The organism is Gillisella terrae (genome assembly GCF_004801395.1).
Classification (GTDB): Bacteria; Pseudomonadota; Alphaproteobacteria; order Rhizobiales; family Rhizobiaceae; genus Allorhizobium; species Allorhizobium terrae.
This window is the reverse complement of record NZ_SSOA01000002.1, coordinates 53,907-71,975: the sequence shown is the minus strand read 5'-3', so window position 1 is coordinate 71,975 and position 18,069 is coordinate 53,907. Positions and strand designations below refer to the sequence as shown.

The following is an 18,069-nucleotide window of genomic DNA, read 5'->3' as shown; positions in this document are numbered from 1 at the left end:
ATCAAGAGGATGCGTTATGGATAAGAGGATGGATCAGACCCGTTTTCGGGTGGAGGGCATGGATTGTGCCTCGTGTGCCACAAAAATCGACAGAGCTGTTCGCCGTGTCAGGGGCGTCGAAGATGTATCGGTTTCGGTTGCCACCGGCACAATGACGGTGCAGCACAGCGATTCCAGCGATTTACTGCTGTCTGTGCAACAGCACGTCAAGCAGCTTGGCTACAGTGCATCTGTGCTGGCTGACACCGAGCAGCCACACACACATGCGAAGACTTCTTCTTGTTGCGCGGGACATCATGATCATGATCATGAAGAGCACCAGCACAAGCACACCGATGAACAGCCGCATGACGCTCCCGTCGATCTCCACGGCCACAATCATGCTGCAATGACGGGGACGTGGTGGACAAGCAGCAAAGCGAAATTGACATTCTATAATCTTGCTGCGCTGGCATTGGCCTATGGTGTTGGGCATCTTTTACCAGCCTATCAAGGGTGGATTTTTACGGCTGCATTGCTTGTTGGCCTTGTTCCCATCGCACGCCGCGCGTTTATGGCGGCGCGTTTTGGCACGATATTTTCCATTGAAATGCTAATGACCATTGCGGCCGTGGGGGCGGTGATTATCGGCGCGCAGGAGGAGGCGGCAACTGTTGTAGTGCTGTTTCTGATTGGCGAATTGCTCGAAGGCATGGCTGCAACCAAGGCCCGCGCCAGTATTCAATCTCTGGCGTCGCTGGTGCCCAAGACAGCTTTGCTTGAAGATGGCGCATCAACGCGCCAGATACCGGCAGAAGATCTTGTTGTTGGTAATGTTATCGTTGTGCGCCCCGGTGATCGTATTTCGGCCGACGGCACAATTCTTTCCGGCGAAAGCGCGATTGATGAAGCGCCGGTGACTGGCGAGAGCACACCTGTGCGTAAAGGACCAGATGACGCGGTGTTTGCTGGCACGGTCAATGCCGATAGCGTGTTGCGCATCAAGGTCACTGCGGCAGCAACAGACAATACCATTGCCCGCATCATTCGGCTGGTGGAAGAGGCGCAGGAGAGCAAGGCCCCGACAGAGCGGTTTATTGATCGTTTTTCAACCTATTACACGCCAAGTGTAGTGTTGATTGCCGCGCTGGTTGCTCTGGTGCCACCTCTTTTTGCAGCGGGTGATTGGGCGGAGTGGATATACAAGGGGCTCGCGATTTTGCTGATTGGCTGCCCTTGCGCCTTGGTCATTTCCACGCCAGCCGCTATTGCGGCATCGCTTTCGGCGGGCGCGCGGCGCGGTTTGTTGCTTAAGGGTGGTGCTGTGCTGGAGCGTCTTGGCAAGATCAACACTGTTTGTTTTGATAAAACCGGAACGTTGACAGAAGGTAAGCCGGTGGTGACCGATGTTCTGGCCGTCTCGGGGGATGCTGAAAAGGTGTTGCGCCTCTCGGCAGCATTGGAATCCGGCTCAAATCATCCGCTGGCAAAGGCCATTCTGTCGAAGGCGGCAAGTGAAGGTGTCTCTGTGATGCAAGCCTCCGAGGCGAAAGCTGTGGGGGGCAAGGGCGTGCTTGGGACAATTGACGGCATGAGCTTATTTTTAGGCTCACCCATTGCCGCAGAAGAGCGGGCCGGTCTGACTGATGGTCAAAGACGCGAAATTGCCAGATTGCATGCAGAGGGTAAAACCGTCTCTGTGCTGGTGATTGATGGCGTGGTGGCTGGCGCACTTGCCATGCGCGATGAGCCAAGAGAAGATGCGATTGCGGCGCTGAGGACGCTCCAAAACATGGGCGTGGAAACCCTCATGCTGACGGGGGATAACAACCAAACGGCAAAAGCAATTGGTGCAGATCTTGGCATTGATGTGCGGGCCGAATTGTTGCCGCAGGACAAGCAGCAAATTGTTGCGCAATTGCAGGGTAGGGGTCGGATTGTGGCCAAGGTTGGCGATGGCATCAATGATGCCCCCGCGCTGGCCGCAGCGGACATTGGCATCGCCATGGGTGGCGGCGCGGATGTGGCGCTGGAAACTGCGGACGCCGCCATTCTCCACGGGCGCGTGTCGGATGTGGCAGAGATGATCCTGTTGTCCAAACGCACAATGCGCAACATTGGCCAGAACATCACGATTGCGTTGGGTTTGAAAGCTGTCTTTCTGGTCACAACGCTGCTCGGAATAACCGGCCTGTGGCCAGCCATTATGGCCGATACGGGAGCCACCGTGCTGGTGACGCTCAATGCGCTGAGATTGCTTCGCGCATGAAAAAAGCCGCCCGATGAGGCGGCTTTTCCTTGCGTCGAAGAAATCAAGCCTTTGGCTTGGAGCCGAGAACGCCATAATAGGCGATGTAGAGATAGCAAATGATTGGCATCAGGAAGGCCATGTGGATGCCGATGGTGTCTGCAAGGCCACCCTGCACCAGTGGCAAAAGCGCACCGCCGACAATGGCGAGGCACAAAATGCCAGAGCCTTGGCTGGTGTGGCGTCCGAGCCCTTTCAGCGCCAGGCTGAAAATGGTAGGGAACATGATGGAGTTGAAGAAGCCGATAGCCAAAACACTCCACATCGCCACATGGCCAGTGGTCAGCACAGTTATCAGCAGCAAAATGGCGGCCACGGTTGCATTGGCTGTCAGTGTTTTGCCCGCATCCACATAACGCATCACCACAGAGCCGATGAAGCGGCCGACCATGGCACCTCCCCAGAAGTAAGACACGTAATGCGCCGCTGTTTGCTCTGGCATGCCCGCAATTGCCGGATCAGCCATGAAGTTTACAAGGAAGCTGCCAATGCTGACTTCCGCACCAACATACACAAAAATACCTACGGCACCGAGCACAAGATGGCGATAGCTCCAGGCAGAACCAGCAGCCTCTCCGGTATGGGCAACCTCTTCTTCTTCATCGTCAACCACGGGCAGTTTCAGCGCTGCAAAAATGGCGGCGAGAACAAGAAAAGCGCCTGCCAGCAGCAGGTAAGGGAATTTGACAGCGCTTGCTTCAGCGATGTGCAAGGCATCCAACTGTTCTGGTGTTGGGTTTGAAATCGCAGCCGTTGCCGATGACAAGATCAAAAATGCACCAAAAATTGGCGCAACCGTTGTGCCAAGTGAGTTGAAAGCCTGTGTCAATGTTAGGCGGCTGGAGGCGGTTTCAGGCTTGCCAAGCACCGTTACATAGGGGTTTGCGGCGACCTGAAGAATGGTAACGCCAGACGCCAGCACAAAAAGCGCGCCCAGAAACAGAGCGTAAACCCGGTAACTTGCTGCCGGAATAAACAGGGCGCAGCCGAGGGCCGAAATCAAAAGGCCAGTGACAATGCCCCATTTATAGCTGATGCGCTTGACCAGAGCACCGGCTGGCAAGGACACGATGAAGTAAGCCCCAAAGAAGCAAAGCTGAATCAGCATGGTCTGGGTATAATTGAGCTGAAACACATTCTTCAGATGTGGGATGAGAATGTCGTTGAGGCAGGTGATAAAGCCCCAGAGGAAAAAGAGAGAGGTGAGGGCAACCAGCGGACCAGTGTAGGAGTTTCCGGGGGCGTCTATGTGCGCGTTGTTGCGCACAGCGGTTTGAATTCCTGCCATTTTCGAATCTTTTTTCTTTGTGTTGCGCCACAGCAAGGCTGCAACAGCATGATGAATGTGCTGGCCTGCGCCCGAACCATGCTTGCCATCGAAGGCTCACAAGCTCAACGCGCGGTGCCAAAACGGTATAACGTGGCCGGTCGAAAGGTGTTCCACCAAGGCTGTCGATTTCGGCCACATGTGTTGTGCGCCGCCAAGCCACTTGGGAGGAAAGACTTGGCGCGCCTGTTCGCCCTAGCTCTTTATCCGGCACCACTCAAGCATTTGGTGGGCAGAAGGTTGTTTATGAGCGGCTGTGCCATGGTTTTGACGGATCTTTCACTTCAAATATTGGTGATTGTGAAACAAAACACCCGACGCATGCATCATGCATGCGTCGGGTGGGGCGTTATGGAAAAAATCATGATGAAAAACGCAACACTCGTCGCAATAGGTTTTGCTACCCTCACGGCATCTGCATCAATGGCACAGGCGAAAAATCTCTGCACATTGATCATGGATAGCGCAACATCAACGCAACTATTTATGCAGGGCGATTGCAACAGCCGCGTGACACCGGCCTCAACTTTTAAAATTGCCTTGGCAGCCATAGGCTATGATACAGGAGTTTTAAAGGACGCCCATGCTCCAACCCTGAACTTTCAACCCGGTTACCCCGATTGGGGTGGAGAAAACTGGAAGCAGCCAACCGACCCGACACGCTGGCTGAAATATTCCGTTGTATGGTATTCACAACAGATCACGCACCAGCTGGGTGCCGCAAAATTTGCTGACTATGTAAAACGCATTGACTATGGCAATGCGGATGTGAATGGCGACCCCGGCAAAAACAACGGGCTTGAACGCGCATGGATAGCCTCGTCACTTCAAATTTCGCCGATGGAACAGGCCAATTTTCTGACCCGGCTGCTGAATTTCAAATTGCCATTGTCAAAATCGGCAATGGAAAAAACCATCGCCATTGTGGAGACTCAGGATAAAAAGCCAGATGGCTGGACCATTCAGGGCAAGACCGGCATGGCTTATCCAAGAGGTGCAGACGGCTCGTTTGACTATGCCAGATCTTGGGGCTGGTATGTTGGTTGGGGCGAAAAAGACGGTCGTCGGATTGTGTTTGTTCGGCTGATCAAAGACGAAAAACGTGAAAAAATATCTGCCGGAATTCGTGCACGCGATTCCCTTCTCCAGGATCTGCCAGCACTTTTAAAACAGCAATCGGATTAAGGGTCGGTTTGGCTCAAACAGCCGTGCTGCCGAGCCTCTCATCCAGCTCGGCGGCAAGGGCCTTTGCATTGCGCCCGACAATCATGCTTTGATGGTTGCCAGCGCAGCAAACCCACTCGGCACGGGGAAGATAAGGCGTCCAGATGGTGCGGGCGTCGCAATCAATGGGTGAGCCGCCTTTGGAATAGAAAAACAGAACATCATCATCGAAGGGCATTGGCCGATAAAGCCCTTTCATCTGAATAATCTGCCGGGCCGAGTTGACGTAAACCGGCGTGTGCCCGCCCGCCCATTGCGGTGCAAATGTAGGATAATCCGGATGTCTGGGATTTCGAAAGCGAAACATCAACTGATGCCCGCGCCGTGGCGGGCTTTGCCCCGGGGCGTTATCTGAAGGTGAAGAGGATGGTATGGGCTTTGGGCTTTTTTTCAGGCTCAATCTGCTCTTTAGCTGGCGAAAGACGATGCGCCGCATCAAGCCTGCCCAATCGCGCCACCGCCAGCTGTGATCATTTTGTGGCGAATCAAGCATTGCCAAAAAGGCAACATCACGCCCCTCCGCTTTCAAGCGGCGCGCAAGCTCAAGCGCCTGCACGCCGCCAAAAGAATAACCCAGCAGGCGGTATGGTCCGCGGGGATCAATCTCGGTGATGGCCGCAAGCGACACCTCGACTTCCTGAGCGATTGTCGGCGGATTATCGCGCTCAACATCAAAATCTTTGTGTCTTATCCCATAGATGGTGCCATCATAACGAATGGCATTGATCAATTCCTGCATTTCAAGAAAAAAACTCACGCCGCCCGCATAGATAAACAGGGGTCTGTTTGCGTCGCCTTCACGCAAGGTGATGATTTTGCCAGCATCAAACAACGCGCCACTGTTGATAGCATTGACAATGGCGCGCACGCTGCGGCAGCGATAGAAAATGTTGACGTCGAGTTCAATGCCCGTGCCAATCCAGAATGCCTTGATGATTTTCAAGGCGCGATTCGCATTCAATCCCTTCTGGATCAGATCGTCATCGGGAGAAATCGGGCGACGCATCGCTTGCTGGCAAATCCCATTCAACGTCTCGATCATGGTCGATTTGAACTCACCCTCTTGTGCCATTTCGCCCCACCGTACAGGGACGTCAGCTTATGGGCCAATAATTGACAAATCTATACCAGCCGCGAGGGCGCGCGCTCGTAACGCGGCGTCAAGCCAACGGACTATTGTAGAAGAGAGAGGTATTTGGTGCGGACGACGGGGGTCGAACCCGTACAGCCTAAGGCCGAGGGATTTTAAGTCCCTTGCGTCTACCAGTTTCGCCACGTCCGCATATTCGCGTTTTCAACGACTTGGGTTGGAAATGCAAGGGGTTGTTTTTCACAAATTTTACGATCCCAAGCAAAATCCAAAACTTATGCATCAGATTGGTAGCCGGAATATATCTGGGCAAGGCTTTATTGGTTGATGAAACCCGCCTTGAATTGTCGCCTGCAACGCTACACATTGTCAGAATAATTCTTCAGGTTAGAAAGCCCTATCCCATGCCACAATCCACCCTCGTTTCCGCCGCCATGCTTGCTATTGGTGATGAACTGCTTTCTGGCCGCACCAAAGACAAAAACATTGGCCATCTGGCCGATGTGTTGACGCTGGCGGGTATTGATCTCAAAGAAGTGCGCATTGTTGCCGATGAGGAAGACGCCATTGTGGAGGCGCTGAATGCGCTGCGGGGCCGTTACACCTACGTGTTTACCTCAGGCGGCATTGGTCCGACCCATGACGACATCACTGCCGATGCCGTGTCCAAAGCTTTCGGTCTTCCTTGCGTGCATGATGATAAGGCCATGCAGATGATGGCAGAGATGTATGCACGGCGTGGTCTTGAGTTTACCGAGGCGCGTCAGCGTATGGCCCGAATGCCAGAAGGGGCAGAGCATATTCCCAACGCTGTTTCCACCGCACCGGGCTTCAGGGTGGAGAATGTCTATGTGATGGCGGGTGTTCCGCAGGTGTTTCAAGCCATGCTGGAAGAAGTCACCAAGACGTTGAAAAGCGGTGTGAAAGTGCTGTCTCGGGCCATCGCCTGCCCCTATGGTGAAGGAGAGATTGGCACGGATCTGGCCGCCGTTCAAAAAGCCCATCCGGAAACCAGTATCGGCTCTTATCCGCGCTATGATGGCTCCAAAGGTTTTCACACAGAGCTTGTGGTGCGTGCCCGATCAGAAGAGGTGTTGAATGCCGCCGTTGTTGCGGTCGAGGAGATGATTGCGGCCATCAAGTCATCCAAAACAGTCACGCTCGAAGCGTGATCGCTACCGGAGATTGACCGAAATCAAGGAACAGCTTGTGTTTGGGCGCATTGTTGTATCAGTTGATACATACCGTCAGGGAGATGAAAATGGGCTACAAGACAATTCTCAGCCTTCTGGATAACCAGAAGACGGCACAACAAGTGACCGATTTTTCGATTGCTCTTGCCGAACAGTATGGCTCACATGTCATCGGTCTCCATTGCGAAGCGGTCGCGGGGATACCGATGATGGCCCCGATGGAAATGCCCGATCCCGTCGCAGTTCAGGCCATGCAGGATCTTGCGGAAAAAGAGACTGCAAAAATTGCTGAAATATTCTCCCGCGCCAGCCAGCGCGAAGGTGTTTCATCCGAATGGCGCACTATTGCAACCGCGGTCGGTTCAACGGAGTTTCTGATTGATAGTGGCCGTTGCGCCGATTTGCTGGTGGTGGCGCAAGGTGATAGTGGCGCTCTCTCGGAAGGGCGCAGCGAAATGGAGGCCGCGCTGTTTGAAAGCGGACGCCCGGTTCTTCTGGTGCCCTATATTTTAAAAACACCCAAGCCGATCAAGCGCGTCCTGATTGCATGGAATGGCTCGCGCGAAGCGTCACGCGCCACCTTTGATGCCTTGCCATTCTTGAAACAGGCGGAGGCTGTCGAAATCTTCTCGGTGGTGGAGGACGGCAACGAAAAAGCGTCAAAGCTCATCACCGGCGCCGAAATTGCCGCCACGCTTGCACGCCACGGGGTGAACATCACCGTCACGCAGGAAGAAAAGGGCGAGCTTGCAGCCGCTTCTCACATCGAAAATCGGCTGTCGGATGCGGGAATCGATTTGCTCGTGATGGGTGCTTATTCTCACAAACGCTGGTGGGAAGTGTTGTTTGGCGGCGTCACCCGAACCGTGCTGGATTCCATGACCGCGTTGACGCTTCTGTCGCGATAAGCATGCAGGCTTTGCTCTTGCACTGCCGACTAAAAAAACGCTAATAGCAACGGCCAAAGACTGGGTTGCCCTTGCGGGTATCAGATTACGTGGTCGGTGCTACGGGTCGCTTTTTGGCTTTCCCCTGAAGCTAGGTGGGTTTCAACAAACGCACATAGGTATAAGGGTTTGTTCTCTAGGCTTCGCAAGGACGCTTTGTCGTCACAGTTTTCAGATGTTTGCGGAGCCAAAGCATGTCTCTTCCCGATAAAGCCTTTCCTGTTTCATGGGATCAATTTCACCGCGATGCGCGCGCGCTTGCATGGCGTCTGGCCGGTCTGGGTCAGGATTTTCGCGCTATTGTCTGCATCACCCGCGGCGGCCTTGTTCCTGCGGCTATCATCTCGCGTGAGTTGAACATTCGGCTGATTGAAACCGTCTGCGTTGCCTCCTATCACGACTATGTCAACCAAGGCGATTTCCAATTGCTGAAAGGTATCACACCTGAGCTGATGGCTGATGGCGGGCAGGGCGTTCTGGTTCTCGACGATCTGACCGATACCGGCAAAACCGCTTTGGAAGTGCGCAGCCTCATGCCAAAGGCTCATTTTGCCTGCGTCTATGCCAAGCCCAAGGGTGTTCCCACCGTCGATACTTTTGTGACAGAAGTGAGCCAGGACACCTGGATCTATTTCCCATGGGATATGGGCTTTACCTATCAGGAGCCAATCGCCAAGGGCTCCAAGGGCTAAAGCACTTCAGGCAAATAAAAAAGCGCCGGTCGATGCCGGCGCTTTTTTTAACCTTCCCAAGGTCACGCAGCGGTGCGATGACCATATTGTGCCGATGCAGCGCCTTCCAACCGGAATTGGTCGAGTTGCATTTGAAGCTGCTTTGCTTCATGGGCCAGCACCTGGCTGGCTGCGGTGGTTTCTTCCACCATGGCTGCGTTTTGCTGGGTCATCTGGTCCATGTGGTTCACCGAGGTGTTGATTTCCCCAAGCGCCATGGATTGCTCCTGAGCGGCACGGGCAATACTGGCAACGTGACCATTGACGCGATTGACCAGCTCGACAATTTCATCAAGGGACTCGCCGGTCGAAAGCACCAGCGAGACGCCACCCTTCACTTCGTCCGCCGATGTCGTGATCAGGCCCTTGATTTCACGGGCTGCATTGGCCGACCGCTGAGCAAGTTCACGCACCTCTTGCGCAACAACCGCAAAGCCACGTCCCGCCTCACCGGCACGGGCGGCTTCAACGCCAGCGTTAAGAGCCAGAAGGTTGGTCTGAAAGGCAATCTCATCGATCACCGAAATGATCTGGCCAATTTTCTGCGAGGATTGCTCAATGCGTCCCATGGCATCAATGGCACTGCGCACAATGGTGCCCGATTTATCGGCACTTTCGCGGGTTTGCTCCACCATTTTGCTTGCCTCGTTGGCGCGCTCTGTGGAGGTCCGCACGGTGGTGGTGATTTCTTCAAGGGCGGCTGCCGTTTCCTCAAGGGCTGCGGCCTGCTGCTCTGTACGGCGTGCCAATTGATTGGCGGAAGAGCTGAGTTCGCTGGAATTATCGCTGATCGTGGTTCCGGCTCCGCGAATGCTTTGCATGGTGCTCTGCAAGGTCGACATAGCCTGGTTGACGTTGGTTTGCAGCTCGGCAAATGCGCCCTGAAATTGACCCTGCATCGACTGCGTCAGATCGGATGCGGAAAGGGCCGCCACCACGCGCCGCACCTCGGTAATGCCAAGATCAACATTCTCAACCAATTGATTAACGCTGCTGGCGAAATTCATCAAATCCTTGTCGTCATAGGTCTTGATGATACGTTTGGAGAAATCGCCAGCCGCAGCAGAGGCCACAATGACGCTGATACTGCTCTGCAAGTCACGGCTTTGGCCATGCAAGGCGGCTTCTTGCTGCTCCATTTGCTGCATTTGCAGACGGTTGGCCCGGAAGATTTCCAGCGTGCGCGCCATTTCCCCGATTTCGTCACCGCGATCTGTGCCGGGTGCCTTGTCGTTCAATTCGCCCTTGGCAATTTTCGCCATTGTGGCGGTGAGGGTGGAAATGGGGTTAACAATGCCACGGCGAGCAATGACAACGCTGATAAAAACACCCAGCACAATGCTCACGACCGCGGTCGTAATCAACACGATCATGGTGCGTTCGGAGCCTGCAATCGCGTTGCTACGCGCAGCTTCAAGCGATTTGGCAGAGTAATTGCTGTATACCTTGACAGCGGCCGTCACCGTTTTTTGAGCATCGAGCGCTTTGTTCAACTCGCTTATCATTGTGCCCGGCTGCTTTACGGCATCGGTGCCAGCAACCTTGACCATGTTCCGGATAACATCAAAATAGCTGTTGAGCGTTGCGCGAATATTCTCCAGCTCTTTTTTCTCGTTTGCGTCCGCCGTGGAGGCGATTTTCGGCAAGCGTTCCAACATTTCCTTGGAGCGCTTTTCTGTTTCTACCGCAAAATCCGCTGCCTTGTCAGGCGCGAATGCCAATTGGTAGGTCATTCGGCTAATCGCAATAATATCAACACGCAAATCCATGGCTTCGCGCGCGACTTCTTCTCTTGCTCCGGTATCGCGCAGTGAATTGCCCAGATGCAGAAGCCCAAGTGCACCCGCAGCTGCAATGGTGCCCGCCGCTATTCCCATGAGAACCACAAGAAGGCTAACCTTCTTCAAGATAGAAAGATTGGTGATGTTCATGATGAACCCTTTTACATGCATTCCGCCCTCGTAGCGTTCTGCATGCCCTAAGCCCGCGTGATGTCATATCACACATATAGAAAGCATTATTTCACATGAATCTTAATATAAATTGAGGGGGTAAAATCGGAGGTTTTTTTCGCCGCGCCCGACAAAATCGCCTTTCGGCTTTTTTATTTATTAATAAATAATATTCCTATATTCGAATAAATAAAAATCACATGTTAGATTTGTGCGCAAAACAGTGTGTTTCCCAGACTGTCTTTTTAGGGAATCTGATGAATGTTTCGAAAATTCAGAGATTGGTCACTTACGCTAAAATTGGCCACGATCATTGTGCTTGTCAACTTATGCGGCCTGGCGGCACTTGCCGTTTATACGTCCAGCGTCGAACGCGCATCAATGCTGCAAATGGCCTCAACCAATTGGCTGAAAGATACGGGACAACTCGCCTCCGTCGCCGCTGGTGGTATAAAATGGGGCAAAGCTGCCGCCATCAAAGAAACCTATGTGCTCTATCGTGATGATAAAAATTTGCATCTCGCCCAGTTCACAGCATTAAACGCCAACCTTGATGTTGTTGATACATGGTTGCGCGCCGGGCAGGAAAACGGGCTGTCCGTGGAAGACGTCCGTAAACTTGCCTCGACACCAAATCTCTCAATAGACTGGAGCCGCGTCAGCGATGGCCTGTTGACGGTCGTTGTGCCGTTGCCAGCCGATAAGTCCGGCAAGGCGAGCGGCTATCTTGTGACATCCTGGACCGTTGAGGCGCTCATTGCCGCTGCGACACAAAAAGCCCTTCTGACGCTTGGCATGGAAGCTCTTGTCATTGCGGTTGTTGTTGGTGTGTTTCTTTTTGCCATGACCAAAATGGTAGGAAAGCCGATGGCGATCATTTCGTCACGAATTTTGGATCTGCACCGGGGAGATCTGCAAACGCCAGTGCTTTTTCTCGATAAGAGCGACGAAATCGGTGTGCTGGCGCGCGCTCTGGAAACGTTCAGAACAGAGTCGATCAACAAGGTCGAGAGTGATGCAAAGGCTGCGGCGCAGCGTTTGCAACTGGACGAGGAGCGCCAAGGTTTTGCCGATCGGTCCGCAGCCGCAGCCGCCAGGCAAAAGCACGCCACGGATACCTTGGCTGTTGCCCTCGAAAACCTCTCTCGTGGTGACTTCAGCTATAATTTGCGGGGCCTTGATCCACAGTTTGCGGATTTGGAGCGCAATTTTAATGCAATGGTCGAGGCTGTATCCGAGGCAATCGCTGACGCCAAATCTTCGGCTTTGTCGGTTGAGAATGGTGCAACCCAGTTGACAGTATCCGCCGACCAGCTCGCCAAGCGGACCGAGCATCAGGCGGCAACGCTGGAGCAAACTGCCGCAGCCCTGAGCGAGGTCACCAATACCATCCGGGAGTCATCGCAATTTGCCGAATCCACTGTGCAATTGGTTGATGAGGCAAAGGCGGGAGCCAGAAACTCTGCATCTGTTGTGCGCAATGCCATTGGAGCCATGGATCGGATTCAGGATTCCTCGGCGAGGATTGGTCAGATTATCGGCTCGATTGATGAAATTGCATTTCAGACCAATCTCCTTGCCCTCAATGCGGGCGTAGAAGCTGCACGAGCCGGTGAGGCGGGCAAAGGTTTCGCAGTTGTCGCGCAGGAGGTGCGTGAGCTGGCGCAGCGCTCTGCCAATGCTGCCAAGGAGATCAAGCATTTGGTTCAGGTTTCCAATGAAGAGGTTGCGGGCGGGGTTACGCTCGTCAACGAAACCGGTGACGCGCTGTTGGGCATTGAAGAGCATATCAACAATATCAACGATGGCATTACCCGCCTTGTCAGCTCCTATCGGGCGCAATCCACCGGCATCAGTGAAATCAACAGTTCCATCAACCACATGGACCAGATGACCCAGCAAAACGCCGCCATGGTGGAAGAAACCAACGCCGCATGTCACGACCTGCTGCAACTGAGCCGGAGCATGCAAGACAATATGGGGCGGTTCAAGACAGGTTCAACGCGCGGGGCTGGCCAGACCTTCGATACCCTCACGCAATTGCGGCGCGCTTGATCAGGGTGGGCGGAAACCACAGCCTGTGGGTTCTGAGTAAAAAATAGACGTGCATTCCTTTCAATTTCAATATGACCGTTGAGGAGACAATTCCATGAGACACCTGCTGACAACTGCCATGTTTATCGCTGCAACCTATGCCTTTATTCCAGCACCTGCAAACGCTGAAGAGGCGCATGTGGCTCCCGTTACAGCGTTTATGAAGGAAAAGGTTGCGACGTGGGTACAAGATCCCACGATTGTTAATGCCATCAAAGCGCAGAATGCTGAGCACGCCAACCTCAAAGATGCAGATATTGATGCTTTGGACAAAAAATGGCGTGCAGAGGTGCAGTCCAGTGACCAGCCGATGATCAAGGCCGTTTTAGCAAATGATGTCTCTGCATTTTTGAAAGCCAAACAGGCTGACTCAAACGGTGCGATTGCGGAAGTTTTCGTGGTGGACAACAAGGGCCTCAACGTTGGTCAAAGCGATATCACCTCCGATTACTGGCAGGGCGACGAAGCAAAATTTAAAAAGACATTCGATGTTGGCCCCAACACACTGTTTGTGGACGAGGTTGAGAAAGACGAATCCACTCAAGCCCTGCAATCGCAAGTCAGCATGACCATTGTGGATGAGACGGGAAAAGCAATTGGTGCCATCACCGTCGGTGTCAACCTCGACGCCCTCTGACATCGAACTGACGCCGCGATCTTGTGGTGAGAATTTGCTGTGGATACAGGCCGGAGGTGCATATGCCTCCGGCTTTATTTATGAACGATTCGCAGCTCTGCATGCGCCATCTGCGTGTTTTGGCACCGCCCAGCGCAAGACAATGATTTCTTCAAAAAAAATCACAGCGGTGGAAAACAATGAGCCTCACCAAACGTTAACCATCAAACTTTTCGCCCAAGCCCATGAATTTTCTAGGCTAGCCCCTTTCCCCGTTTTCCACAGGTACAGACCACAACATATTGCGTATATATTTTCGTCATATCCAAGCCCTTGACGGGGAGGGGCCTTCCAAGGTTAATGAATTCCATGTTGCGGCGGCGGCTGAACCGGGAAATTTACGAGGGCCGGTTCAAATCAGTAAACATCATGACGATGGAAACGGGCAGGGCTATCTGGTCTTGTTTGGCGTTTTTCCTGCGTGATTTTTTGTTTCTCCGCACAACATAATGCGCTGGCATAAATAGACTGTGGATACTATATATTGTTTATCGCAGTTCAGGTCGGCGCAAGATATAGAGCGGACCATCATCATGATCGGCCTCGCTCCTCCTGCAAAATTCTTTAAACCGGGCTCGGTTTAAAGAGAAAATGATGCAGCAGACATAAAGAGCGACAGCGAACCAACGGCTGCGTTGTTACCGATGCAGGCGACACACTAATTTTGTGCCCATTTTCGGGTGCGGGACCAACGAGGACTAGGCAAGATGCGCATCGAACGTCGTTTCACCAAGGCAGGCCAGTCACGCTATGCGGAAATCGAATTTCGCAAAGCCGTGAGTGAGATCAAGAACCCGGATGGCTCCATCGTTTTCCGGCTGGCAGATATTGATGTGCCTGCGCAGTTCAGCCAGGTTGCCGCCGATATTCTGGCCCAGAAATATTTCCGCAAGGCGGGCGTGCCGAAGATTTTGAAGAAGGTTGAGGAAAACGATGTTCCTTCCTTCCTCTGGCGCTCGGTTGCCGATGAAAAGGCCATGAAAGACCTGCCTGCTGAAGAGCGTTATGGCTCGGAAACCGATGCGCGTCAGGTTTTCGACCGTTTGGCTGGCACCTGGGCTTACTGGGGCTGGAAGGGCAAGTATTTCACCACAGAAGAAGATGCACTCGCTTTCCGCGATGAGCTGGCCTACATGCTGGCCACCCAGCGCGTGGCACCTAACAGCCCGCAATGGTTCAACACCGGCCTGCATTGGGCCTATGGCATTGACGGACCGGGGCAGGGCCATTTCTACGTGGACCCCTTCACCGGCAAGCTGACCAAGTCCAAGTCGGCCTATGAGCATCCACAGCCACACGCCTGCTTTATCCAGTCGGTCGAAGACGATCTCGTCAACGAAGGCGGCATTATGGACCTGTGGGTGCGTGAAGCCCGCCTGTTCAAATACGGCTCCGGCACGGGTTCCAACTTCTCGCATTTGCGCGGCGAGGGCGAAAAGCTCTCCGGCGGCGGCAAATCCTCTGGTCTGATGAGCTTCCTCAAGATTGGTGACCGCGCAGCCGGTGCCATCAAGTCTGGCGGCACAACCCGTCGTGCGGCCAAGATGGTGGTTGTGGACATCGACCACCCCGATATTGAAGCCTATATCGACTGGAAGGTGAAGGAAGAGCAGAAGGTTGCCGCCCTCGTTACCGGCTCCAAGATTGTGTCCAAGCATTTGAAGGCCATCATGAAAGCCTGCGTCAATTGCTCGGCCGACAATGACGCCTGCTTTGACCCGAATGAAAACCCGGCCCTGAAGCGCGAAATCCGCGCTGCCAAGAAGGATATGGTGCCGGAAAACTACATCAAGCGCGTCATCCAGTTTGCCCAGCAGGGTTACAAGGATCTTGAATTCAAGACCTATGACACCGATTGGGATTCGGAAGCCTATCTGACTGTTGCAGGCCAGAACTCCAACAATTCCGTCTCCTTGAAGGATGACTTCCTGCGCGCCGTTGAAAACGATGGCGAGTGGAACCTCACCGCCCGCCGCGACGGCAAGGTGATGAAGACGCTGAAGGCACGCGACCTGTGGGAAAAGATTTCCTACGCCGCCTGGGCCTCTGCCGATCCGGGCCTGCATTACAACACCACCATGAACGACTGGCACACCTGCCCAGCCGCTGGTCCTATCCGTGCATCCAACCCCTGCTCGGAATATATGTTCCTGGACGACACAGCCTGCAACCTTGCTTCGCTGAACCTGCTTCAGTTCAAGGATGCGGCCACCAAGAAGATCAACATTGCCGATTACGAACACGCTGTTCGTTTGTGGACGGTTGTTCTTGAAGTGTCGGTGATGATGGCGCAGTTCCCATCGCGTCAGATTGCTGAACTGTCTTACGAATACCGCACGCTCGGCCTCGGCTATGCCAACATCGGCGGGTTGCTGATGTCCTCCGGCATTCCTTATGACTCGGCGGAAGGTCGCGCCATCTGCGGTGCGCTGACCGCGATCATGACCGGCGTTTCCTATGCCACATCGGCAGAAATTGCTTCCGAGCTTGGCCCATTCCCGGGCTTTGCGCCAAACCGCGACAACATGCTGCGGGTTATCCGCAACCATCGCCGTGCGGCCCATGGTCTGGCTGATGGCTATGAAGCCCTCTCGGTCAACCCTGTTCCGCTGGTGCATGCCGATTGCTCTGATCCGGCCCTGATTGCCCATGCCACAGCCGCTTGGGACAAGGCGCTGGAGCTTGGCGAACAGCACGGCTACCGCAATGCGCAGGTCTCCGTTGTGGCCCCAACCGGCACCATTGGTCTGGTGATGGATTGCGACACTACCGGCATCGAGCCTGATTTCGCGCTGGTAAAGTTCAAGAAGCTCGCCGGTGGCGGTTACTTCAAGATCATCAACGGCGCTGTGCCAGAAGCGCTGCGCACGCTGGGTTACAGCGAAAGCCAGATTGCCGAGATTGAAGCCTATGCCGTTGGCCATGGCAATCTCAATCAGGCACCGGGCGTCAACCCCGGCGCGCTCAAGGCCAAGGGCTTCACCGACGAGAAGATTGAAGCCGTCAATGGTGCTTTGAAATCTGCTTTCGACATCAAGTTCGTGTTCAACCAGTGGACACTGGGCGCTGACTTCCTGAAAGACACCTTGAAGGTGTCCGACGAGCAGCTCACAGACATGAGCTTCAACCTGCTGGAACATCTTGGCTTTTCCAAGAAGGACATTGAAGCTGCCAACATCCACGTTTGTGGTGCGATGACGCTGGAAGGCGCGCCATTCCTGAAGGATGAGCATCTGCCTGTGTTCGATTGCGCCAACGCTTGCGGCAAGATTGGTAAGCGTTACCTTTCAGTTGAAAGCCACATCCGCATGATGGCAGCGGCCCAGCCGTTCATCTCAGGCGCGATTTCCAAGACCATCAACATGCCAAACGAGGCCACTGTTGAGGACTGCGGCGCGGCTTACATGCTGTCATGGAAGCTGGCTTTGAAGGCCAATGCGCTGTATCGCGATGGCTCCAAGCTCAGCCAGCCACTGAATGCGTCGCTGATCGAAGACGAAGACGAGGATGATGCTGTGGAAGCCCTGGCGGCTCAGCCACAGGCAGCTCAGGCTGTGACCATCACCGAGCGGATTGTTGAGCGGATTGTTGAGCGCGTGGTGCGTGAGCAGGAAAAGCTGCCAACCCGCCGCAAGGGCTACACCCAGAAGGCCAAGATTGGTGGTCACACCATCTTCCTGCGCACGGGTGAGTATAACGACGGCCGCCTTGGCGAAATCTTCCTCGATATGAACAAGGAAGGCTCTGCTCTTCGCGCCTTCATCAACAATTTCGCCATTTCGGTATCGCTCGGTCTGCAATACGGCGTGCCTTTGGAAGAATATGTTGACGCCTTCACCTTCACCAAGTTCGAGCCAGCTGGCATGGTGACAGGCAATGACGCCATCAAGAACGCCACTTCGATCCTCGATTACGTGTTCCGCGAACTGGCGATCTCCTACCTCGGCCGCAACGATCTGGCCCATGTTGACACCTCCGATTTCGCCAACACGGCCCTTGGCCGCGGCGTGACCGAAGGCAAGGCAGACGTGGTCTCCAAGGGTCTGACCCGTGGCTACAAGCCAACGCTGGTTTCCAGCACGGCAGCAGGCACAGCAGAACCACGCGGTGCCGCCACCGGCACACCTGCCAAGGCATCGGCCTCTGGCGCAGGCAATGTCACCGCCTTTTCAGGCAACACAGCCCGCAAGCTGGAAGTGACCACAGCCGTTTCCACCTCAGAAGTCGTATCGTTTAAGCGCGATTACGAGGAAAAGGCCGCGGAACTGGTGGAAGACATGGCCTCTGAAGCGCTGTTCTCGGATGCAGCCGCAGAAGACGCCGAAGCCGCCAAGGCTGAAGCCAAAAAGCTCGAAGCCTCCCGCCGCATGCGCTCCATCGCACAAGGCTACACCGGAAACATGTGCTCCGAATGCCAGAACTTTACCATGGTACGCAATGGCACATGCGAGAAGTGCGACACTTGTGGTTCGACGAGTGGGTGCAGCTAATTAGCTGAGGTTTGAAATGGATTTGGCCCGGGGGAAACTCCGGGCTTTTTATATAATT

11 protein-coding genes and 1 tRNA gene are annotated in these 18,069 nt (G+C 54.1%); 8 read left to right on the top strand and 4 right to left on the bottom strand.

Annotation, left to right across the window (positions count from 1 at the left end; genetic code table 11):
* The first annotated feature begins 28 nt into the window (after nt 1–28).
* Nucleotides 29–2,248, top strand: a complete 2,220-nt coding sequence (locus tag E6C51_RS04055) for a heavy metal translocating P-type ATPase (protein WP_190235133.1) — start codon at nt 29–31, stop codon at nt 2,246–2,248.
* A gap of 43 nt (nt 2,249–2,291) precedes the next feature.
* Here E6C51_RS04055 and fucP read toward each other — a convergent pair whose 3' ends face one another.
* Entirely contained in the window at nt 2,292–3,575 is a 1,284-nt protein-coding gene (gene fucP, locus E6C51_RS04050) for an L-fucose:H+ symporter permease (RefSeq protein ID WP_146929879.1), read from the bottom strand.
* Between the two features lie 405 nt (nt 3,576–3,980).
* Between fucP and blaOXA the strand changes: the two genes are divergently transcribed.
* Nucleotides 3,981–4,799, top strand: a complete 819-nt coding sequence (blaOXA, locus tag E6C51_RS04045; RefSeq protein ID WP_190235468.1) for a class D beta-lactamase — start codon at nt 3,981–3,983, stop codon at nt 4,797–4,799.
* 13 nt (nt 4,800–4,812) lie between these two features.
* On the opposite strand, the gene E6C51_RS04040 is transcribed toward blaOXA, so the two are convergent.
* Nucleotides 4,813–5,910: a thioesterase domain-containing protein gene (locus tag E6C51_RS04040; protein ID WP_190235132.1), complete on the bottom strand. Its 1,098-nt coding sequence runs from the start codon at nt 5,908–5,910 to the stop codon at nt 4,813–4,815.
* A 124-nt stretch (nt 5,911–6,034) separates the two neighbouring features.
* Nucleotides 6,035–6,120: transfer RNA gene (locus E6C51_RS04035), tRNA-Leu, on the bottom strand.
* 212 nt (nt 6,121–6,332) lie between these two features.
* Here E6C51_RS04035 and E6C51_RS04030 point away from each other — a divergent pair.
* The 3 genes from E6C51_RS04030 to gpt all read left to right on the top strand — a co-directional run bounded on the left by E6C51_RS04030 (nt 6,333) and on the right by gpt (nt 8,760).
* Nucleotides 6,333–7,100 carry a competence/damage-inducible protein A gene (locus tag E6C51_RS04030; RefSeq protein WP_190235131.1) on the top strand — a complete coding sequence of 256 codons (768 nt, stop codon included), beginning with the start codon at nt 6,333–6,335 and terminating at the stop codon, nt 7,098–7,100.
* Between the two features lie 89 nt (nt 7,101–7,189).
* Entirely contained in the window at nt 7,190–8,029 is an 840-nt protein-coding gene (locus E6C51_RS04025; protein ID WP_146929888.1) for a universal stress protein, read from the top strand.
* A 233-nt stretch (nt 8,030–8,262) separates the two neighbouring features.
* Nucleotides 8,263–8,760 carry a xanthine phosphoribosyltransferase gene (gene gpt / locus E6C51_RS04020; RefSeq protein WP_146929890.1) on the top strand — a complete coding sequence of 166 codons (498 nt, stop codon included), beginning with the start codon at nt 8,263–8,265 and terminating at the stop codon, nt 8,758–8,760.
* Nucleotides 8,761–8,822: 62 nt separating this feature from the next.
* Here gpt and E6C51_RS04015 read toward each other — a convergent pair whose 3' ends face one another.
* Nucleotides 8,823–10,730: a methyl-accepting chemotaxis protein gene (locus tag E6C51_RS04015; RefSeq protein WP_190235130.1), complete on the bottom strand. Its 1,908-nt coding sequence runs from the start codon at nt 10,728–10,730 to the stop codon at nt 8,823–8,825.
* A gap of 282 nt (nt 10,731–11,012) precedes the next feature.
* Between E6C51_RS04015 and E6C51_RS04010 the strand changes: the two genes are divergently transcribed.
* The 3 genes from E6C51_RS04010 to E6C51_RS04000 all read left to right on the top strand — a co-directional run bounded on the left by E6C51_RS04010 (nt 11,013) and on the right by E6C51_RS04000 (nt 18,011).
* Entirely contained in the window at nt 11,013–12,806 is a 1,794-nt protein-coding gene (locus E6C51_RS04010; protein WP_190235129.1) for a methyl-accepting chemotaxis protein, read from the top strand.
* 94 nt (nt 12,807–12,900) lie between these two features.
* Nucleotides 12,901–13,482, top strand: a complete 582-nt coding sequence (locus tag E6C51_RS04005; protein ID WP_210234987.1) for a cache domain-containing protein — start codon at nt 12,901–12,903, stop codon at nt 13,480–13,482.
* Between the two features lie 746 nt (nt 13,483–14,228).
* Nucleotides 14,229–18,011 carry a vitamin B12-dependent ribonucleotide reductase gene (locus E6C51_RS04000; protein ID WP_190235128.1) on the top strand — a complete coding sequence of 1,261 codons (3,783 nt, stop codon included), beginning with the start codon at nt 14,229–14,231 and terminating at the stop codon, nt 18,009–18,011.
* Nucleotides 18,012–18,069: the final 58 nt, after the last annotated feature.